We start from the raw sequence: 21285 nt of genomic DNA on the forward strand, positions 1-21285 counted from the left end.
AGTTGTCTACATGAAGACAGTATTGATTTTGAATTTTCCTGCGGAAGGCCATGTGAATCCTACCTTAGGCATTACAAAAGCGTTTTCCGATAAGGGATATGATGTCCATTATATATCCACTGAAAAATATAAAAAACGATTAGAAGCAGCGGGAGCAACGGTCCATCTTCACCGGGATCTGCTGCGAACGACACCTATTCATGTCGGTTCGCCCAATGGCATTCTTGATTTCTTGAAAATCCATATCAAAACGTCATTGGACATTTTACAGATTGTCAAAGACTTATCTAAGAGCATTCAATTTGATTTTGTTTATTATGATAAATTCGGCGCGGGGGAATTGGTGAGGGATTACTTAGATATTCCAGGGGTCTCTTCATCGGCGTCTTTCTTGTTTGGCGAGGAGCACCTGAAAATCCTGCCGCTGCATCCGGAGTCTGGAGCGCCGCTTGAATTGGATCAAGAGTGCGAAGATCTTTTGGCAAAAATGAAAGAAACGTACGGTGTCGCTCCGAAAAACCTGGTTCAATTCATGAACAATCAAGGGGAATTGAATGTGGTGTATACGAGCCGTTATTTTCAGCCTGAAAGCGATCGTTTCGGGGATGAATATCTGTTTATCGGTCCCAGCTTTCCAAAAAGAGCGGAAAAAACAGATTTCCCGATAGAACAGCTAAAAGGTGAAAAGGTCATTTATATTTCAATGGGGACTGTACTAGACGAAACAGAAGAGTTTTTCAACTTATGTATAGATGCATTTTCTGATGTCAAGGGCAAGGTCGTGATAGCTGCGGGAGAAAAAGCTGATCTGACAAAATTAAAGCAAGCGCCTGAGAACTTTATCATTGCTTCGTATGTGCCTCAATTGGAAGTGCTGGAACAATCAGATGTTTTCATCACTCACGGGGGAATGAACAGTGTAAATGAAGGCATTCATTTTAACGTTCCGTTAGTTGTAATGCCGCACGATAAGGACCAACCAATGGTGGCCCAGCGGCTGACTGAATTACAAGCCGGTTATACAGTATCTAAAGACCATGTAACCGCACAGTCATTAAAACATGCAGTGGAAGAAGTGTTGAATAACGATCGATATATAGAAGGGATTCAAAAAATCAATCAAAGCTTTCAGGATTGCATGAATATGGAAGAGGCAATGGAGCGGATCGATCAATTTATAGAGCAGAGAAAATAAACAGCAAAAATACCTTCGCATGAAATAAGAAAAAAGAGTGAGATGAAAACGGTCTCACTCTTTTTACTGATAGAGTCTTATTGGCATTGTGGAGATAACCGGAGCCATTTTGCGGATCATCGGTTTTGGCAAAAGGATGATATATGTAAGGGCTCATTTTCAGAGGGAGACGGCAGCAGAAGGAATACTTTCGATTAATTCACACTCAAAATCATTTTTCATATTATGAATAAGCGTATGGAAAGTGCAGTTATAAAAGGATGTGAATAGAAACTATGTCTTGGAAATCGTCACATAGGTGCCCTTACTGTGGATCTAACTCTTCAAGCCCCAGTTGTAGAGTGGGCCCCAAAAAAAATCATGAGCCTAAACATTCATGTATGTGCTGCTGTTGCGTAAGGGTAGCAAGAGGGCCGCAGGGACCACGCGGATTACGCGGTATTCCAGGCAGTATTGGAGCCACAGGACCACAAGGACCACAAGGACCACCGGGGCTGCCAGGGCTGCCCGGAGCAACAGGGGCCACAGGACCACCAGGACTGGCCGGAGCCACGGGAGCCACGGGAGCGACAGGAGCTACGGGGGCCACGGGGGCCACAGGAGCTACAGGGGATGCCGGACCAGCCGGAGCGACAGGAGCCACAGGGGACGCCGGACCAGCCGGAGCCACGGGAGCCACGGGAGCGACAGGAGCTACGGGGGCCACGGGGGCCACGGGGGCCACAGGGGATGCCGGACCAGCCGGAGCGACAGGAGCCACAGGGGACGCCGGACCAGCCGGAGCCACGGGAGCGACGGGAGCCACAGGAGACGCCGGACCAGCCGGAGCCACCGGAGCGACGGGAGCCACAGGGGACGCCGGAGCCACGGGAGCCACCGGAGCGACGGGAGCCACAGGACCACTAGGGGCGACCGGAGCAACAGGAGTCACGGGAGCCACAGGAGACGCCGGACCAGCCGGAGCCACGGGAGCGACGGGAGCCACGGGAGCTACAGGGGACGTCGGACCAGCCGGAGCCACGGGAGCGACGGGAGCCACGGGAGCTACAGGGGACGTCGGACCAGCCGGAGCCACCGGAGCGACGGGAGCCACAGGAGCAACCGGGAACGCCGGACCAGCCGGAGGCACAGGGGCCACAGGAGCTACAGGGGACGCCGGACCAGCCGGAGCCACCGGAGCGACGGGAGCCACGGGAGCTACAGGGGACGTCGGACCAGCCGGAGCCACCGGAGCGACGGGAGCCACAGGAGCAACCGGGAACGCCGGACCAGCCGGAGGCACAGGGGCCACAGGAGCTACAGGGGACGCCGGACCAGCCGGAGCCACTGGAGCGACAGGGGCCACAGGAGCAACCGGCACAGGAGCAGCTGGGTTATCCGAATACGGGTATATATATAACTTAAGCGCTCAAACGGTAGCTATAGAGGCTGATGTCATTTTTGATTCAACAGGGATAACCACCCCAGGAATTACACATGCTCCCGGAACTTCTCAAATTGCAATTACCACTCCGGGAGACTATGAGGTCACTTTTTCTGTTTCGGGAGTAGAACCTAACCAATTCACACTATTTTTAAATGGTGCGCCGATTACGAATACAGTCTACGGTTCGGGTGCAGGTACTCAGCAAAACAATGGTCAGGCTATAATAGCCATAGCAGCTGGCGATGTTCTAACTCTTCGAAATCATACGTCCGCTGCCGCAGTGACTCTGCAGACTTTGGCAGGAGGGACACAAACTAACGTAAACGCTTCAATTGTAATTAAAAAATTAGACTAACAATTAGCACTGTGTCATGAACAAACAAAAAGTACTCTATTGATTTTACTAGTACTTAATACTTCAACAGTGCTTTTTTTTGATCTTGTTTATGTTAATCATACAAACGATCCAAGTCCTTTTTATCTCAGGTATTTATTTTGTATGGGGAGAAGAAAAAAATACTGAATTTCATAACTCACTGATAGACTTTTATCACTATAGCAAAGAAAAAGAAGTTCGATTTACTTTATTTCCTTCAAGTGATAACTGGGATAGGGTGCGTAAAACACTAAAAATCGGTATTGTAGAAATGAGAAGATATACCTTTTCTTTTAATCGCTTAAACAGGGTTTACAGCATCTAAAGATTGCACTATAAAAAGAATTGACGAAGAAATGACTACAAACAGCTCAACTAAACGTTTTGGATATGCCATCACCAAGATAGGATAGTGAAGTTAACAATTTAGCATCGATAAGAACAGCTCCAAAGTTAGGGCTTGATGAACAGATGAATTATTCTATTTTCGCCCAAAAAAATAAGATCGTATCTGTTTAACTTCACCGATAAAAAAACCTTCCATGTTGGAAGGCAATCGTTAAAATTCAATTTTGATCTTTTTAGAATTACTGATCTTCTTATGGTTTTGGTCAAAAACGTCACTTGTTGTAATTTCAATCCACTTGATCTCTTTTTTCTTCTTATCAGCTGATTGTTCATCATGAGCATGGCCGCTTGATGCGTTTACAATAAAACCGAGATTTCCGGACTTTTCGGCTCCGCCTTCCAATTCGCCATTTAACTCTTCAAGATAAATATCTTTGTTCCAATCAAAAGTTTCCCCTGTATTTGTTTTCATCAAGGCAATCGGCGCAACATTTACTTTCTTTGAAGATGTGTTCTTGATGTCAACAAAGACCTTAACAAAATCAAACTCTTCATCGTGTGTTAACACATGAAAGTAATCAATCATGCTGTAGTCTGGGCGCAAGTGGATCAGCTTCATTTCTTTTACTGTTAACTCCACGTCGCTAATCTTATATGTTTGATTCACTTGCTTGATATCCTTTAAAGCAGCTTTTCCCTTGTCATCAGAAAACGTTTGGCCCACCTTCAGCAATGACCGGTCATCGGTTACTTGGGAATTAGGCTGGTAGTCATCTATGCTGTCTTTTTGAGATGATGTGCTTTGCGGTGTAGCTTTTACCGCTTGCTCTCCGCCAGTACTTTGTTTTTCTGTATTGGTGTTCGATGAGCAGCCCGCGAGCACGACGATAAAAACGAAGATCGAAAGAATTCCTCTCATGATGATTCCCCCATTAATAAGAGAGCCCGTTACTTCATACAAGCAACGGGACACCTTGTATTCTTTTACTTATCTTTAATCTTAATGTTGTATTGTAAAGCGTTGAAGACATTTTTGGCAATTTCAGTATTATCAATTTGGCCTGCAAATTCCTCGCTAGACGGTCCGTACGCATAGACCGGAACATCTTCACCAGTATGTCCGCCTGTCGTCCAGCCGGTGTGGGAGCGTTTATTGAATATTTCCTCGATCGCATTATCGATTTCAAGCACTTCTTTCGTTTTTGCGGCTTTTTCAACAGATTGAATTTCTGATTCAGTTAAAGCTAATTTCTTTTGATCAATATACGTTTTTAATATTTTTTCAACATCCGCGCCGTCAGCGATCTTTTCTGCCATAAAGTCAGGTGTGCGTTTTGCGGCTTTAATGGGTTCACTGAACCAATTGTAGATGCCGTCCGCACCGATGGAATATCCGCCGGTTGAGTGGTCAGCCGTTGCGACAACCAATGTGTGCTTGTCTTTTTTAGCGAAATCAATAGCCGCCTTATAAGCTTGTTCGAAGTCTTCCATCTCGCTCATGGCGCCGACGATATCATTGTCATGGCCCGCCCAGTCAATTTGGCTGCCTTCTACCATGAGGAAGAATCCGTCTTTATCCTTGTTTAATTTTTTAATGGCTGTGTTTGTCATATCTTTAAGTGATGGAACATCCTTCGTCCGGTCAATCTTTTTAGGCAGGGCGCCGTCAGCGAATAGGCCGAGAACTTGGCTGTCTTTGTTTTTCAGCATGTCCTTGCGGTTATCCACATAGCTGTACCCCGCTTTTTTGAATTCCTTGATCAAATTACGGTCCTTACGGTCAAAATTGCTCTTTCCTCCGCCTAGAAGGACATCAATTTTGTGCTTGCCGTTGACCATTTCATCAAAATAATCATCAGCAATCGAGTTCATATTTTTTCGGCTGTGGTCATGTGAACCGAAAGAGGCCGGAGTGGCGTGTGTAATTTCTGAAGTGGCCACAAGTCCTGTTGCTTTTCCTTTTTCTTTCGCAGCTTCAAGCACCGTTTTGGCTTCTGATCCGTCGTTATCAACGGCTATGGCATTATTGTATGTTTTAATTCCCGCAGACATAGCCGTTGCCGCCGCTGCAGAATCCGTTATATTTTGTTCAGGATCATCGGGGTAAGTTGTTTGCTGGCCGACAAGATACTGATCAAAAGCCGTAGGCTCCACAACTTTTGTCTTTTTATTATCCTTTAAGTATCGATAAGCAGACGTATAAGACACACCCATACCATCACCAATCAGAACAATAACATTCTTAATTTCGTCGTGGTTCCCCTTTTTCTTTTCCTGGGCGCTGGCTTCAGGCACACTGCCGCTGGCTAAGCTGCTGAACGCAATTGATGATAAAACCGCGATAGGCAGTAATTTCTTCGGGAATTTTTTCAACTGGATAACCTCCTAAATATAGATGAATCTCAATGACAACCCAATTATATTTTTAAACTGTTAAGCTAGTATTAATCGATTTTAAAGATTGGATTTACAAGAATAATGAACTGCTATCAAGAGAAAGGAAAGAGTGATAGTACTATAGAAATAAATTGGAGGAATAGATACTGGCCGTGGATAGGCGGACTGAAATCTGCTATAGTCGCATACAAGCAACCCGCTTACATCTTGAACAATTTTAAGTATTATGTTGGAAAGAGGTATTGTGTAAGCACATGTCTGAGCAATTCATATGGAGTGGCATCATTTTATTTTAGGAGGGAACAACATGGACGTTTTTTCTGAGTATTTAGCCGGGATTGATGACCCGTTCCACCGAGAAAGAACGGAAGAGGTGTTAACTTGGATAAAAAATAAATATCCAAATTTACATACAGAAATAAAATGGAACCAACCGATGTTTACGGATCACGGTACATTTATTATTGGCTTTAGTGTTTCTAAAAAGCATTTAGCTGTCGCTCCTGAAAAAGTAACGATAGCGCACGTAGAGGATGATATTGTGAAGGCAGGATATGACTACACCGAGCAGCTGATACGTATCCTTTGGAATGATCCAGTTGATTACACGCTACTTGAGAAAATGATTGAGTTTAATATTCGGGATAAGGCAGACTGCTCCACTTTTTGGCGAAAATGAAGGAAAAAGGCATAACATATGAGCTGTATAAAATATGTTACACCTTTTCATTTGTCTATTTTTCGTTTTGATCATCTATTGCTGCTTTTCTTCAAACAAGGTCTTTTCATTGAGCGTAAGCTGGCTCGCAGAATAATGATTACCTTGTTTCCATTTCACTTCAATCGTAATATCATGGCCTTCAAGCTCATGTTCATCTAACCGCTCTAAAAAAGAAACGGACTTTTCTTTTGCGCTTCCATCAGAAAAAGTGCCTCCAGCATAATCATGCATCGGGATTTCCGTGTCAGAACTCAGCAGAATTTCATCATCCTTTTTTACAATCAGGGATTCCAAATAAGTGTTGTCTATTTCAATTGTATCACCGATCCAATAAAGTTTGCCGCTGTATTCATTCGGTGCATCTTCATTTTTTTTGAAAACAGCTTCCCAATTCTGGTCTTTGCTTTCTCCCTGCCAATTCGGATACTCCAAACGAACATGATGAATCAGGTGATAGGAAAAAAAGATCAAGCAGAAAGCGATTAATAGGAATGCCGTGAAAATGAGAGGGTATTTATAATGACTGGACATAAAAAGACTCCTATTCGTTTAATCAATTACCTTCGAAAATAGAATTTCATCCCGAATCAAAATGCCGTTTTCAGCCACCTCGGGAATCTCCGGCTTGAGTCGGCGCGCTTTTTCAACTGCGTTCGGAAACACTGCAGCGAATTGATAGCCTCTCTTTTGATAAAACGCCATCGCATGTACATTATCATTCGTTGTGATAAGCTTTATTCGTTGACAATGTGCATATTTAGCCGTCTCTTCAACCTGCTGAAGTAAAGCTGTGCCGATTCCTTTATTTTCAATCATACTATCTAATGAAATAATTTCAAAATCTTTCCCATCTATCAAGTATGTAATACAGCCAATGATTTCGCCGCTTTCATTTACTGCGGCAAATCCATCTAATTCATCACACCGAAAAATGCCGCTGGAAATCGCCATCTCGGGTGTACCCCATTGCTTGGCAAAAAAATCGGTCAACATATGTTTCGCTATCTCATTGTTTGGGATGATGATCATCATAACACTCCTCTATTGAAAGATTGCATATGTACTATCAATATAAACAATATATAACAAAAAAAATAGATATTGAGGTGACGGCATGGAAATCAGCGATGTTATTTACGGGCACCACCATATAGATGGAGTACTGGAAGAGCTTATCAAAAGCGCTCCTGTGCAAAGATTAAAAGGGATCTATCAAGGCGGAGCAAGCTTTTTAGTCAATCGAAGGTGGAATGTGACCAGGTATGAGCACTCCATCGGCGTAATGCTCCTCATCAAAAAGCTCGGAGGAACGATAGAAGAACAGATTGCGGGTCTGCTCCACGACGTATCACACACAGCTTTTTCTCATGTGGTCGACGTTGTCTTTGAAAATCAAGCAGAAGACTATCATGAAAACATCTTTCAACAAGTCATTGTTCACTCTGAAATCCCGGACATTTTACAAAAACACGGCTATCATACTGAAGAACTTTTATCTGACGATTCAAGGTGGACATTGCTCGAACAGCCCGCACCGGAGCTGTGTGCTGATCGGACAGACTATACGCTGCGTGATATGTACCGATATGGACACATTAGCCTGCACGAAGCGCAAACCTTTTTGGATCATCTTATTGTGAGAAACGGAAGGATGTTTCCTGATAGTATTGAAGCTGCCGAATGGTTTGTCAGTGTGTACTACAAGGAAGTGATTGATTTCTTTTTGAATCCCGTGAATGTATATGGATATGAATATTTAGCGCGAGCATTGAAGGCAGCGCTGCGGCATGATGTCATATCCGCAGAGGATCTGCTGAAAACGGACCAAGAGGTACTGAACATCCTGCGTGCATCAAAAAATGAAGAAGTCCTGAGCTTGCTTACATCCATTCATCCCGGCATACAAGTAATAGAGGATGACATCCAGTACGATTTCCATCAAAAGAAGAAAATGCGCCTAATCGATCCATCCATTTTTTTTGATGGCGAATGGATCAAATCCTCAGATGCTTCTGAAAAGGTGAGGAAAATGGGTGAGGCCGCTTATCAAAAAGCAAAAAAAGGTGTGTATATAAAAATCTTAAATCAGTAAATGCCGCCTCACAGCGGCCTTTTTTCATGTTTGGCTTTGCAAACAAAGGGGAATAGGACAAACTGCGGGAACGCTTTATGAGAATATCAGCGTATTTACATACCATTCGGGGGTATAGTATTATCGAGAGGGCGTGTTTTCATTGTCTGCGGGCAAAAGTTACAGGAAAAAAATGAAGCAAAGGAGAATGAACATGAAAATCTCTAAAAATGCACTGGGAATTCTGATGTTATCTCTTGTTTTAGTTTTATCAGCATGCGGCAATAACAACAGTACGAAACAAAGCACACATGACAATCATCCAGACTCCTCAACACATGAAGAGATGGACCATTCCGGATCAGCTGACGTTCCAGAGGGATTACAGGAATCTAAAAATCCGAAATACAAAATAGGAAGCCAGGTAATCATCAATACTTCCCATATGAAAGGCATGAAAGGTGCCGAAGCTACGGTAACAGGCGCCTATGATACAACGGCGTATGTTGTTTCTTATACTCCGACTAATGGGGGACAGCGTGTGGATCATCACAAATGGGTGATCCAAGAAGAAATCAAAGATGCTGGAGATAAAACGTTACAACCCGGAGATCAGGTGATTTTAGAGGCTTCTCATATGAAAGGCATGAAAGGAGCAACAGCCGAGATCGACTCGGCAGAAAAAACAACTGTATACATGGTTGACTATACATCGACAACGAGCGGCGAAAAAGTGAAAAACCACAAATGGGTCACAGAAGATGAGCTTTCAGCTAAATAATAAAAAATCCTCCTTTTACAAGGAGGATTTTTTTGCTGTTTGAACAGGTCTTGTTAAAGAAATGAAAGCAAACAGGACAGCGATGATCACAATCGATCCGCCGCACCATGCAGTTGACACCACAGTACCCGTCTGATCCAAAACAACACCGCCAATGGCTGAGCCAAGGGCAATTCCGACTTGGAGGGCCGATGTGTTAAAGCTTTGCTGAATGTCAGACGAATCAGGTGCAATTTCAATTAAATAGCTTTGCTGAGCCGGGGCGAGGCTCCAGCTCAGAAGACCCCAAATCACCATGACAGGCAAAAAGAAAATCATAGACGATGTAGACAGCGGCAGTAAGAACATAATGATGGCAAAGGAACCGGTCACCAGCAAAATGCTCTTAAAGGAACCAAGCCGGTCAGATAGCGCTCCTCCGAAAGGGCCTCCGCATACAGCAGATATCCCGAAAAGGAAATAACAAATGCTGACCCAGAAAGAGCTCAGGTGAAGAGTCTCTTCTAAAAACGGTGCAAAGTAAGCGTAAAGCGTGTAGTGGCCAGCTAATGTAAACATCGTGACGAGGTGTGAACTCGCGATTTTCAGATTACCGATCGTCTTGAGTTGTTCCCGGAAAGGAATCATTTTTTCCGCCGGTATTCTTTCAAAGAAGATTGAAATAATCAGCATGGAGATCAGCGCCAACAGGCCGATGCCAAGGAACAAAATCCGCCACCCGAAGGAATCGCTGATTAAGATTCCGACCGGCACGCCTAATGCGATAGCAGAGCTGAATCCCATAAAAATAATTCCGATTGCGCGGGCTCTGTATTCAGGCGCTACAATTTTCGGGGCAATTGTTAAAGAAAGCACAACAATCAGCCCTGTACTCATTGCTGCCAATACCCTAGATACCATCAGTGTTGCGAAATTAGGGCTGAAATAGGCGACAAGATTGCTAAGGAAGAAAACAAATAAAGCAATTAGATATAAGCGCTTCCGCTCAATCTTCGCAGTCAATGCCAAAAGCAGCGGCCCAGATACTGCATATCCCAGCGCAAACACACTGATCAGCTGTCCGGCTGAAACAATGGAAATGTCTAAATCATTTGCGATCTGAGGAAGAATTCCCCCCACAATTAACTCAACCAATCCGACTGCAATCGTAGAAGCTGCAAGCAGGAAAACTTTGAAATTCATAACAAACTCCTTTACTTAAATGTTTTGATAAATAAAAAAAATCCTGATTACAAAAAATGTCATAAACAAATTTTGTAATCAGGATTTTACGGTTCCTGGTAGACACCCTCAAACCATATTATTGAGGTTATACAAGTGATAATAGCTATTTAATTGATTCGTTTCCGTTGATGAGTGTACCACATTATGAATGAATCTTCCATAGAAAAATTTACAAAGTAATGAACCGGACAAGTGTATGATTATATTTATTTTATAAAAGTATAGACATTTAAAAATAAATGACTATAATAATCCGTGTAAGCGTTTTAATCACAAGGGGGGATAGCAGTTGAAAAAAATATTACTCGCGTGCAGTTCAGGAATGTCTACCAGTTTATTGGTGACAAAAATGAAGGAATACGCACAGTCTATCGGTGAGGAAGTAGAGATTTGGGCTGTTGGCCAAGATAAGGCAAAAGAAGACATGAGAAAAGCGGATGCCGTTTTGATCGGTCCGCAAATGAGCTTTCTGAAAAGCGAACTCCAAAAAGAAGCGGATCAATACAACATTCGGGTTGAAGTCATTGACATGATGGCCTACGGAATGGCAGATGGGAAAAAAGCGTATGAGCAGGCATTGTCCTTAATGGTGAATCAATAATGGAACAGGTGAAAATCACGAATTTAACAGACGAGCAAATCAGTTTTCAGCTAATCCTGCACAGCGGAAATGCCCGCAGCTGCATCCTACAATCACTGCGCGCCTATAAAGAAGGAAACAAGGACGAGGCTGATGCCCTCATTGCCAAGGCGGAGCAGGATTTATCCGCGGCCCATGACATTCACTTTCAAATGATACAGAAGGAATCCGGCGGAGAAGCAGCAGTTTTCTCATTGCTGCTTATGCATGCAGAGGATCATCTGATGTCAACATTATCCATGAAAGAATTAGTGAAAGAGATGCTTGATCTCTTTAAAACCAAGAATCTATAAATAATCGGGGTGGATAGGGTGTTCGAGAAAATCAGCCAATTCCTTGTTCCAATTGCAGGGAGGTTAAACAATAACCGCTATTTGCAAGTGCTGCGTGATGCATTTATGCTGGCTTTCCCGCTGACGATATTCGGGTCCATTTTTGTCGTGTTAACGAATTTGCCGTTTCTAAACAAAATCATGAACGCCTCAATGCTTACATCGTTTCAGTCTCATTTCGGCATTGCCTCCACGACGACAATGGGCATTATGTCTGTCTTTGTTGTGTTCGGGATAGGCTATTACCTGTCAAAAAGCTATCAGGTCGAAGCTGTATTTGGCGGAGCGATCGCTTTGGTTTCCTTTTTGCTCTTAACGCCATTTATCGTTCAGCCGGAAACAGGAGATGCCGTTACAGGGGTTATCCCGGTCGACCGTCTCGGTGCAAAAGGGATGTTTCTTGGGATGATTACGGCATTTCTTTCTGGCGAAATCTACAGAAGAATCGTTCAAAAAAACCTGACAATCAAAATGCCAGCCGGCGTTCCGCCTGCTGTAGCAAAATCATTCGCCGCACTTATTCCGGCTTTTATCACATTGACCGTATTTTTGCTGATTAACGTAATGGTAACTCTGTTTTTAAAAACAAATATGCACGACGTCATTTATCACGCAATTCAGGCTCCGCTTGTCGGACTTGGAAGCGGTATCATTCCAACGCTGATTGCCGTGTTTTTCATTCAAATTCTTTGGTTTTTCGGACTGCATGGACAGATCATTATCAACTCCGTGATGGACCCGATTTGGAATACACTGCAGGTAGAAAACCTTTCTGCTTACACGGCGGGAAAAGAAATCCCTCATATTATTTCAAAACCGTTTATGGAGATTTATACAGTAGGGATGGGCGGAACCGGGATGACGCTTGCGATTGTGTTTACCATTCTCATATTCATGAAAAGCAGGCAGATGAAGCAAGTATCAAAACTTGGCCTTGCTCCCGGTATTTTTAACGTCAACGAACCGATTATCTTCGGGCTTCCGATTGTCATGAATCCGATCATTATTGTGCCTTGGGTGCTGGCGCCGATGGTTGTTACGCTCGTCACCTATTTGGCCATGTCGGCGGGGCTCGTTCCGCCTCCGACTGGTGTGACGGTGCCGTGGACGGTTCCATTATTCATTAATGGCATCATGGCGACGAACTCGATCATGGGGGGCGTGATGCAGCTTATCAATCTGCTGATTGTCTTCGTGATTTGGTTTCCGTTTCTAAAAGCAATGGATAAATTAAATCTGGCAAAAGAAAAAGAACAGGCTGTACAGGAAACAGCTGCTCAGCAAAATGATAACAGCATAAAAATGTGACATAAGGGGAGAGAGACTTGGCACAAACAGAACAATATCGTTTTCCAAAGGATTTTTGGTGGGGATCATCCGCTTCAGCAACACAAACGGAGGGTGCCGCCGATAGAGACGGAAAAGGCCAGAATATATGGGATTATTGGTTTGAAAAAGAACCGCATCGTTTTTTTGATCATATCGGACCCGCAGAAACATCCCAATTTTACGACAACTATAAAGAAGATATCAGGCTGATGAAGGAGCTTGGCCACAACTCGTTCCGGATGTCGATTTCCTGGTCACGTTTAATACCAAACGGAACGGGCGAGATCAACGATACAGCCGCAGATTTCTATAACAATGTCATTGATGAGTTGATCGCTAACGGAATTGAACCTTTTGTCAATTTGTTTCATTTCGATATGCCGATGGTGCTTCAAAAAATCGGCGGCTGGGTCAATAGAGAGACGGTTGACGCGTATGAAAACTATGCAAGAACTTGCTTCCGTTTGTTTGGCGGCAGAGTGAAAAAATGGTTCACGCATAATGAACCAATCGTTCCCGTAGAAGGCGGCTACTTATATGATTTTCATTATCCAAATAAGGTCGACTTTAAAGAGGCCGTCCAAGTTGGATTTCATACGATGTTATCAAGTGCCCGCGCCATTCAGGCTTACAGGGAGATGAAGCAGGACGGAAAAATCGGTATCATCTTAAATTTGACCCCTTCATACCCGAGAAGCAGCCATCCGGCGGATGTGAAAGCCGGGGAAATCGCAGACGCGTTTTTTAACAGATCCTTTTTAGACCCATCTGTCAAAGGTGAATTTCCAAAAGAGCTGGTTGACATTTTGAAGCATGAAGGCTTTATGCCAGATTACAACGCTGAAGATCTTGACATCATCAAAAAGAACACGGTTGACCTGTTGGGAGTGAATTATTACCAGCCGAGACGTGTGAAAGCGAAAGAACATCTTCCGAATCCCGACGCTCCTTTTTTGCCTGACAGGTATTTTGATCCCTACGTCATGCCGGGCCGCAAAATGAATCCGCATCGTGGCTGGGAGATCTATGAAAAAGGCGTTTATGATATTTTGATTAATTTAAAAGAAAACTACGGCAACATCGAGTGTTTTATCTCTGAAAACGGTATGGGGGTTGAAGGTGAAGAGCGATTCAGGGATGAACAAGGCATCATTCAAGATGATTACCGGATTGAATTTATAAAAGAGCACCTCAAATGGATTCACCGCGCCATACAGGAAGGCTCGAACGTAAAAGGCTATCACTTATGGACGTTCATGGACAACTGGTCTTGGACAAATGCCTATAAAAACCGATACGGATTTGTATCAGTCAATCTTGAGAAAGACGGAGAAAGAACCGTCAAAAAGAGCGGAAAATGGTTCAAAAAGGTTGCTGAGCAAAGCGGTTTCTAGATTTTCCTAAAGGTCAAGATCTTCCGGCAATCATCATAACGAATAGAGATGACGAAAATCCGCAACATTGATGAAATAGGGAAAAGAACTTATGATATCCGTAAAAGCTTATGTGATATCAAACTCTAACAGCTGCCGGAGGATACCAATGAATAAATACGAAATCATTGCAAATGAAATGAGAAATAGAATTAAAAATAACGTATATCCGATCGATCAGCCCATTCCTGATGAAGTATCTCTTGCAAAAGAATTTAACTCAAGCCGCATGACGATGAAGAGAGCCTTGGATAATTTAGTTGCCGAGGGTCTGCTGTTCAGAAAACGAGGCCATGGCACGTTTATTATTCAATCTGCAATACAGGATGACCATGTCCATGTAGTCAGCAATGAGATTCTCGGATTGACCAACTTGCTGAAAGATAAAAAAATCCAAAGCAAGGTCATTCAGTTTGAAGTGCAATTTCCCACTGAGGAAGTGGCCGCCCATTTGTCTATTGATCAGAAAACACCGGTTTATTATGTCGTTCGGCTGCGAATTGTAGAAGGTGAACCCTATGTATTAGAAAAAACATATATGCCGACTCATTTAATACCGGGCATTAATGACGATGTCCTTCATGATTCGATCTACAATCATATTACAAATGTGCTGCAGCTCAAAATCGCCGGAACGCATCGGAAAATCAGAGCCTGCAAATCTGATCATATTGACCAGCAGCATCTGGGCTGTAAACAGGATGATCCAATTCTTGAAGTGGAACATGTGGGCTTCTTAGATACCGGGATTCCATTTGAATATTCCTTTTCACGTCATCGGCATGACAAGTTTGTTGTGACTTCTGTAAACATACGGCGCTGATTGCGGAGACAACAAGGAGGCCATCTGCATGCTTGGCGGTATTGAAGCAGGCGGCACAAAGATTGTTTGTGCTGTCGGTAAGGAAGATGGAACAATCATTGACCGAATAGAATTCCCCACAAAGATGCCGGATGAAACGATAGAGAAAGTAATTCAATATTTTCGCCAATTTTCATTACAGGCAATCGGCATCGGTTCCTTTGGTCCCGTAGATAACGATAAAACCAGTCAAACATACGGTACCATTATGGCCACGCCGAAAGCGGGCTGGAGACACTACCCCTTTTTGCAAACCGTTAAGAACGAAATGAAAATCCCAGTCGGATTTAGTACAGATGTCAACGCTGCGGCGCTGGGTGAATTCCTTTTCGGTGAAGCGAAGGGTCTCGACAGCTGCCTGTATATAACGATTGGTACTGGCATCGGTGCGGGCGCAATTGTAGGGGGCAGGCTCCTTCAGGGGCTGTCGCACCCAGAGATGGGCCATATTTATATCCGGAGGCACCCGGATGACGCATACCAAGGGAAGTGTCCTTATCATGGAGATTGCTTTGAAGGCTTGGCTTCCGGTCCCGCCATTGAAGCGCGCTGGGGAAAAAAAGCCGCGGATTTATCAGATATAGCACAAGTCTGGGAACTGGAAGGGTACTATATTGCCCAAGCACTGGCTCAGTATATTTTGATCCTTGCACCTAAAAAAATCATTCTTGGCGGCGGCGTCATGCAACAGAAACAAGTGTTTTCTTATATCTATCAATATGTACCAAAAATCATGAACAGCTACTTAGATTTTTCTGAATTATCAGATGATATAAGTGATTATATTGTACCTCCACGTTTAGGCAGTAACGCAGGAATCATCGGCACGCTGGTTTTAGCGCATCAGGCCTTACAAGCAGAGGCAGCATCCGGGGAGGTACGATCATGAAGCATCCTTTATTTTTGGAGCCTGTCTTTAAAGAAAGACTATGGGGAGGGACGAGGCTTCGTGACGCTTTTGGCTACGCAATACCCTCACAAAAAACAGGTGAGTGTTGGGCCGTTTCTGCACATGCCCATGGTCCGTCGGCTGTAAAAAATGGCCCGCTGGCAGGAAAGACACTAGATCAAGTATGGCAAGATCATCCAGAGATATTCGGGTTTCCGGATGGTAAGGTGTTTCCGCTGCTGGTAAAGCTGCTGGACGCCAATATGGATCTCTCCGTGCAAGTCCATCCTGATGATGATTATGCAAAACTGCATGAAAATGGTGACCTTGGTAAAACGGAGTGCTGGTATATCATTGATTGCAAAGATGACGCCGAACTGATTTTGGGACATCACGCAAGCACAAAGGAGGAATTCAAACAACGAATAGAAAGCGGTGATTGGAACGGGCTGCTGAGGCGAATCAAAATCAAGCCCGGAGATTTCTTTTATGTGCCAAGCGGTACACTCCATGCTTTATGTGAGGGAACCCTTGTCCTTGAAATCCAGCAAAACTCTGATACAACGTATCGCGTATACGATTATGACCGCTGTAATGACCAGGGCCAAAAAAGAACTCTTCATATAGAAAAAGCCATGGAAGTCATAACGATACCGCATATCGATAAAGTGCATACACCGGAAGTAAAAGAAGTTGGTAACGCTGAGATCATTGTTTATGTGCAATCAGATTATTTCTCAGTGTACAAATGGAAGATTAGCGGCCGAGCTGCTTTTCCTTCACATCAAACCTATTTGCTGGGGAGTGTTCTGAGCGGATCAGGACGAATCATAAATAATGGTATTCAGTATGAATGCAATGCAGGCTCACACTTTGTCTTGCCTGCGCATTTTGGCGCGTTTTCAATAGAAGGAACATGTGAATTCATGATATCTCATCCTTAATGAATGGGGGAGTTGCATTTGTTTAAGAAACATACGATCTCTTTGCTCATTATATTTTTACTTGCGTCTGCTGTTTTAGCAAAACCAATTGAAGCGCATACTGTGTCGCCTGTGAATCCTAATGCCCAGCAGACAACAAAAGCAGTGATGAACTGGCTTGCGCACCTGCCGAACCGAACGGAAAACAGAGTCCTTTCCGGAGCGTTCGGAGGTTACAGTCATGACACATTTTCTATGGCTGAGGCTGATAGAATCCGAAGCGCCACCGGGCAATCGCCTGCTATTTACGGCTGCGATTATGCCAGAGGATGGCTTGAAATAGCAAATATTGAAGATTCAATAGATGTAAGCTGCAACAGCGATTTAATATCGTATTGGAAAAATGGTGGAATCCCGCAAATCAGCATGCACCTGGCGAATCCTGCTTTTCAGTCAGGGCATTTTAAAACACCGATTACAAACGATCAGTATAAAAAAATACTAGATTCTTCAACAGCAGAAGGGAAGCGGCTGAATGCCATGCTCAGCAAAATTGCTGAAGGACTTCAAGAGCTGGAGAACCAAGGTGTGTCTGTTTTGTTCAGGCCGCTGCATGAAATGAACGGTGAATGGTTTTGGTGGGGACTTACATCATATAACCAAAAGGATAATGAAAGAATCTCTCTATATAAACAGCTCTACAAGAAAATCTATCATTATATGACCGACACAAGAGGACTTGATCATTTGATTTGGGTTTACTCACCCGACGCCAACCGAGATTTTAAAACTGATTTTTACCCGGGAGCGTCTTACGTGGATATTGTCGGATTAGATGCGTATTTTCAAGATGCCTACTCGATCAATGGATATGATCAGCTAACAGCGCTTAATAAACCATTTGCTTTTACAGAAGTCGGCCCGCAAACAGCAAACGGCAGCTTTGATTACAGCCTATTTATCAATGCAATAAAAGAAAAATATCCTAAAACTGGCATGGAATGATGAATGGAGCCCAGCAGTAAACAAGGGTGCTTCAGCTTTATATCATGACAGCTGGACACTCAATAAGGGAGAAATATGGATTGGCGATTCTTTAACGCCAATCGTTGAATGAATCAGTAATGTACAATAAGAAGGTGCTCAAGAAGTTTCTTGAGCACCTTCCCACTGGATTAAGCATTCATATCGCCTAACCCAGGACTGTGTTCATTCGGTATTTCAGGAAGCACTGGTACGGGAAACCCTGCCGGAGGATCTATTACTTGTAACTCTCCGCCATTTCGGCTTGGAGATTTCCCTTGATAGATTTCACCGATTCTCGTTTCATCCAACCTAAAGTTAAACTGTGCATTATGGTAGCCTAATTCGACATACTTTCTGCACTCAGGATATTTATTAATGTCATAATTCGGTACAGGGAGGAGCTTCGCCCACTCAACGCCCAATGTCTCGAGCGCTTTCGCGAATGCATTCTGGTGAGCATTGTCGCGTACAATCAGAAAAGCAAGTGTTTCCCGGAACGTCTGATTAGAGCTCATTTCATAAATTCTTGTTTTTTGCAGCACACCTGTCGACTCAAGAAGCAGGTTATCCAGCAGGTCAGTAATTAAGTTTCCGTGGTTATACACCCACGACCCGTTCCACGGATTGCCCCCTGCATCAACAGGAAGGGAACTTTGCGCTCCAATAATATAATGATGAGGATTAGCATGTTTAACCGCTTCATCAAGTGGCGCTTGATCTGTACCTTGACTGCCGACACCTTCACCGCCTGATTCATCTAATAAAGCATTGATTGTGTTTTGAACCAGTTCAACGTGGGCAATCTCCTCTAAAAAAATGCCGCGAAGCAGATCGCGGTACTGTTTCTGCTTTCCTCTGAAATTAGAGCTTTGAAAAAAAAACTGCATCATTGTACGCATTTCTCCGTAATGACCGCCTAATATCTCCTGCAGGACCTTAGCAGCTGCCGGGTCTGGCTTGTCCGGTTTAATGATATTAATCAGTTCCTCTTTGTAGTAATACATAACACGCCTCATTTCTTCTTAAGAGATTTTCTTATATTATTTGTAAGATGAGATAAAATATATACATGATAAGCATGGGAAGGCGTGATAGAAGAAAATAAAAAAATACAGGAAAAGTGTTGACCAAATAAAACAGGCATGGTATATTATTAAACGTCGCTGATGAACAGCGTGAAACAAAACAGAAAAACAAAAAAGTTTTTCTAAGGTGTTTACAAGATTTTAAAAATGTGTATAATAAGAAAAGTCGAATTGAAAATCATTCGAAAAACATTTTTAAAAAACTTCTTGACTTCAACATCAAATGATAGTATGATAGTTAAGTCGCTTAATAAGCGCCCGTAGCTCAATTGGATAGAGCGTTTGACTACGGATCAAAAGGTTAGGGGTTCGACTCCTCTCGGGCGCGCCATATAAGATACCACGCGGGTGTAGTTTAGTGGTAAAACCTCAGCCTTCCAAGCTGATGTCGTGAGTTCGATTCTCATCACCCGCTCCATTATTGAATGATCTTTGAAAACTAAACAAGACAAAACGTACCTGTTAATTCATTTTTTATAAATCGCACAGCGATGTGCGTAGTCAGTCAAACTAGAGCCTGCACGACGCAGGTCACACAGGTGTCGCCGCAGGAAGCGGTGAACTTAACCTGTGATCCATTTATCGGAGAGTTTGATCCTGGCTCAGGACGAACGCTGGCGGCGTGCCTAATACATGCAAGTCGAGCGGACAGATGGGGGCTTGCTCCCTGATGTTAGCGGCGGACGGGTGAGTAACACGTGGGTAACCTGCCTGTAAGACTGGGATAACTCCGGGAAACCGGGGCTAATACCGGATGGTTGTTTGAACCGCATGGTTCAAACATAAAAGGTGGCTTCGGCTACCACTTACAGATGGACCCGCGGCGCATTAGCTAGTTGGTGAGGTAATGGCTCACCAAGGCAACGATGCGTAGCCGACCTGAGAGGGTGATCGGCCACACTGGGACTGAGACACGGCCCAGACTCCTACGGGAGGCAGCAGTAGGGAATCTTCCGCAATGGACGAAAGTCTGACGGAGCAACGCCGCGTGAGTGATGAAGGTTTTCGGATCGTAAAGCTCTGTTGTTAGGGAAGAACAAGTACCGTTCGAATAGGGCGGTACCTTGACGGTACCTAACCAGAAAGCCACGGCTAACTACGTGCCAGCAGCCGCGGTAATACGTAGGTGGCAAGCGTTGTCCGGAATTATTGGGCGTAAAGGGCTCGCAGGCGGTTTCTTAAGTCTGATGTGAAAGCCCCCGGCTCAACCGGGGAGGGTCATTGGAAACTGGGGAACTTGAGTGCAGAAGAGGAGAGTGGAATTCCACGTGTAGCGGTGAAATGCGTAGAGATGTGGAGGAACACCAGTGGCGAAGGCGACTCTCTGGTCTGTAACTGACGCTGAGGAGCGAAAGCGTGGGGAGCGAACAGGATTAGATACCCTGGTAGTCCACGCCGTAAACGATGAGTGCTAAGTGTTAGGGGGTTTCCGCCCCTTAGTGCTGCAGCTAACGCATTAAGCACTCCGCCTGGGGAGTACGGTCGCAAGACTGAAACTCAAAGGAATTGACGGGGGCCCGCACAAGCGGTGGAGCATGTGGTTTAATTCGAAGCAACGCGAAGAACCTTACCAGGTCTTGACATCCTCTGACAATCCTAGAGATAGGACGTCCCCTTCGGGGGCAGAGTGACAGGTGGTGCATGGTTGTCGTCAGCTCGTGTCGTGAGATGTTGGGTTAAGTCCCGCAACGAGCGCAACCCTTGATCTTAGTTGCCAGCATTCAGTTGGGCACTCTAAGGTGACTGCCGGTGACAAACCGGAGGAAGGTGGGGATGACGTCAAATCATCATGCCCCTTATGACCTGGGCTACACACGTGCTACAATGGACAGAACAAAGGGCAGCGAAACCGCGAGGTTAAGCCAATCCCACAAATCTGTTCTCAGTTCGGATCGCAGTCTGCAACTCGACTGCGTGAAGCTGGAATCGCTAGTAATCGCGGATCAGCATGCCGCGGTGAATACGTTCCCGGGCCTTGTACACACCGCCCGTCACACCACGAGAGTTTGTAACACCCGAAGTCGGTGAGGTAACCTTTTAGGAGCCAGCCGCCGAAGGTGGGACAGATGATTGGGGTGAAGTCGTAACAAGGTAGCCGTATCGGAAGGTGCGGCTGGATCACCTCCTTTCTAAGGATATTATACGGAATATAAGACCTTGGGTCTTATAAACAGAACGTTCCCTGTCTTGTTTAGTTTTGAAGGATCATTCCTTCGAAACGTGTTCT

18 protein-coding genes, 2 tRNA genes, 1 rRNA gene, 1 pseudogene and 1 riboswitch are annotated in these 21285 nt (G+C 44.3%); of the genes and pseudogenes, 16 read left to right on the forward strand and 6 right to left on the reverse strand.

Translation table 11 applies throughout. The annotated features are described in order from the left end of the window. Positions 1–10: 10 nt before the first annotated feature. Both NYE53_RS03190 and NYE53_RS03195 read left to right on the forward strand, forming a co-directional pair. Complete coding sequence (locus NYE53_RS03190) at positions 11–1195, forward strand: glycosyltransferase (protein WP_123374420.1); 1185 nt, start codon at positions 11–13, stop codon at positions 1193–1195. Positions 1196–1575: 380 nt separating this feature from the next. Further along, positions 1576–2976, forward strand: coding sequence for a collagen-like protein (locus NYE53_RS03195; RefSeq protein WP_339247213.1), 1401 nt, complete (start codon positions 1576–1578; stop codon positions 2974–2976). Between the two features lie 580 nt (positions 2977–3556). On the opposite strand, the gene NYE53_RS03200 is transcribed toward NYE53_RS03195, so the two are convergent. Further along, on the reverse strand, positions 3557–4264 hold the full coding sequence (locus NYE53_RS03200; protein WP_339247216.1) for a DUF4352 domain-containing protein: 708 nt from the start codon (positions 4262–4264) through the stop codon (positions 3557–3559). A gap of 65 nt (positions 4265–4329) precedes the next feature. Continuing rightward, the gene (gene phoB / locus NYE53_RS03205; protein ID WP_339247219.1) at positions 4330–5718 is read right to left on the reverse strand and encodes an alkaline phosphatase PhoB; all 1389 of its coding nucleotides are present in this window, start codon (positions 5716–5718) and stop codon (positions 4330–4332) included. 331 nt (positions 5719–6049) lie between these two features. Here phoB and fra point away from each other — a divergent pair, with 331 nt between their 5' ends. Next, positions 6050–6421 carry an iron chaperone frataxin gene (gene fra / locus NYE53_RS03210; protein WP_021481630.1) on the forward strand — a complete coding sequence of 124 codons (372 nt, stop codon included), beginning with the start codon at positions 6050–6052 and terminating at the stop codon, positions 6419–6421. 75 nt (positions 6422–6496) lie between these two features. Here the strand turns inward: fra and NYE53_RS03215 are convergent, their stop codons facing one another. Beyond that, a complete protein-coding gene (locus tag NYE53_RS03215; RefSeq protein ID WP_021481629.1) occupies positions 6497–6994 on the reverse strand; it encodes a YdhH/YoaO family protein in 498 nt (165 codons plus the stop codon). A gap of 18 nt (positions 6995–7012) precedes the next feature. Continuing rightward, complete coding sequence (locus NYE53_RS03220; RefSeq protein ID WP_080481243.1) at positions 7013–7495, reverse strand: GNAT family N-acetyltransferase; 483 nt, start codon at positions 7493–7495, stop codon at positions 7013–7015. An 82-nt stretch (positions 7496–7577) separates the two neighbouring features. Between NYE53_RS03220 and NYE53_RS03225 the strand changes: the two genes are divergently transcribed. Continuing rightward, positions 7578–8555: an HD domain-containing protein gene (locus NYE53_RS03225; protein WP_339247223.1), complete on the forward strand. Its 978-nt coding sequence runs from the start codon at positions 7578–7580 to the stop codon at positions 8553–8555. Between the two features lie 142 nt (positions 8556–8697). Then, entirely contained in the window at positions 8698–9315 is a 618-nt protein-coding gene (locus NYE53_RS03230) for a YdhK family protein (RefSeq protein WP_339247225.1), read from the forward strand. A gap of 15 nt (positions 9316–9330) precedes the next feature. On the opposite strand, the gene pbuE is transcribed toward NYE53_RS03230, so the two are convergent. Beyond that, a complete protein-coding gene (pbuE, locus tag NYE53_RS03235) occupies positions 9331–10497 on the reverse strand; it encodes a purine transporter PbuE (protein WP_072175214.1) in 1167 nt (388 codons plus the stop codon). A gap of 55 nt (positions 10498–10552) precedes the next feature. Beyond that, positions 10553–10652, reverse strand: a riboswitch (purine riboswitch). A 176-nt stretch (positions 10653–10828) separates the two neighbouring features. On the opposite strand from pbuE, the gene NYE53_RS03240 reads away from it, so the two are divergent. From NYE53_RS03240 to gmuG, 8 genes and pseudogenes are all read left to right on the forward strand, one after another. Further along, a complete protein-coding gene (locus tag NYE53_RS03240; protein ID WP_339247229.1) occupies positions 10829–11140 on the forward strand; it encodes a PTS sugar transporter subunit IIB in 312 nt (103 codons plus the stop codon). Further along, positions 11140–11472: a PTS lactose/cellobiose transporter subunit IIA gene (locus NYE53_RS03245; RefSeq protein ID WP_339247231.1), complete on the forward strand. Its 333-nt coding sequence runs from the start codon at positions 11140–11142 to the stop codon at positions 11470–11472. The genes NYE53_RS03240 and NYE53_RS03245 overlap by 1 nt, the downstream gene beginning before the upstream one ends. Positions 11473–11490: 18 nt before the next feature. Further along, positions 11491–12819: a PTS cellobiose transporter subunit IIC gene (gene celB, locus NYE53_RS03250; protein WP_339247234.1), complete on the forward strand. Its 1329-nt coding sequence runs from the start codon at positions 11491–11493 to the stop codon at positions 12817–12819. Positions 12820–12836: 17 nt separating this feature from the next. Beyond that, positions 12837–14234 carry a 6-phospho-beta-glucosidase GmuD gene (gmuD, locus tag NYE53_RS03255; RefSeq protein WP_339247236.1) on the forward strand — a complete coding sequence of 466 codons (1398 nt, stop codon included), beginning with the start codon at positions 12837–12839 and terminating at the stop codon, positions 14232–14234. Between the two features lie 148 nt (positions 14235–14382). Beyond that, entirely contained in the window at positions 14383–15096 is a 714-nt protein-coding gene (gene gmuR / locus NYE53_RS03260; RefSeq protein WP_015715336.1) for a transcriptional regulator GmuR, read from the forward strand. 28 nt (positions 15097–15124) lie between these two features. Further along, the gene (gmuE, locus tag NYE53_RS03265) at positions 15125–16024 is read left to right on the forward strand and encodes a fructokinase GmuE (RefSeq protein WP_064672007.1); all 900 of its coding nucleotides are present in this window, start codon (positions 15125–15127) and stop codon (positions 16022–16024) included. Beyond that, positions 16021–16968, forward strand: a complete 948-nt coding sequence (manA, locus tag NYE53_RS03270; protein ID WP_327827975.1) for a mannose-6-phosphate isomerase, class I — start codon at positions 16021–16023, stop codon at positions 16966–16968. The genes gmuE and manA overlap by 4 nt, the downstream gene beginning before the upstream one ends. Before the next feature lie 18 nt (positions 16969–16986). Continuing rightward, a pseudogene (gmuG, locus tag NYE53_RS03275) lies at positions 16987–18064 on the forward strand (mannan endo-1,4-beta-mannosidase). A 58-nt stretch (positions 18065–18122) separates the two neighbouring features. Here gmuG and NYE53_RS03280 read toward each other — a convergent pair. Continuing rightward, positions 18123–18977, reverse strand: a complete 855-nt coding sequence (locus NYE53_RS03280) for a manganese catalase family protein (protein ID WP_042976998.1) — start codon at positions 18975–18977, stop codon at positions 18123–18125. A gap of 335 nt (positions 18978–19312) precedes the next feature. Between NYE53_RS03280 and NYE53_RS03285 the strand changes: the two genes are divergently transcribed. The 3 genes from NYE53_RS03285 to NYE53_RS03295 all read left to right on the forward strand — a co-directional run bounded on the left by NYE53_RS03285 (position 19313) and on the right by NYE53_RS03295 (position 21187). Then, a tRNA-Arg gene (locus NYE53_RS03285) sits at positions 19313–19389 on the forward strand. Positions 19390–19402: 13 nt separating this feature from the next. After that, positions 19403–19476, forward strand: a tRNA-Gly gene (locus tag NYE53_RS03290). Positions 19477–19637: 161 nt separating this feature from the next. Then, positions 19638–21187 (forward strand): 16S ribosomal RNA (locus NYE53_RS03295). Positions 21188–21285: the final 98 nt, after the last annotated feature.

The organism is Bacillus sp. FSL R5-0523, from assembly GCF_037975295.1.
Taxonomy (GTDB): domain Bacteria; phylum Bacillota; class Bacilli; order Bacillales; family Bacillaceae; genus Bacillus; species Bacillus subtilis.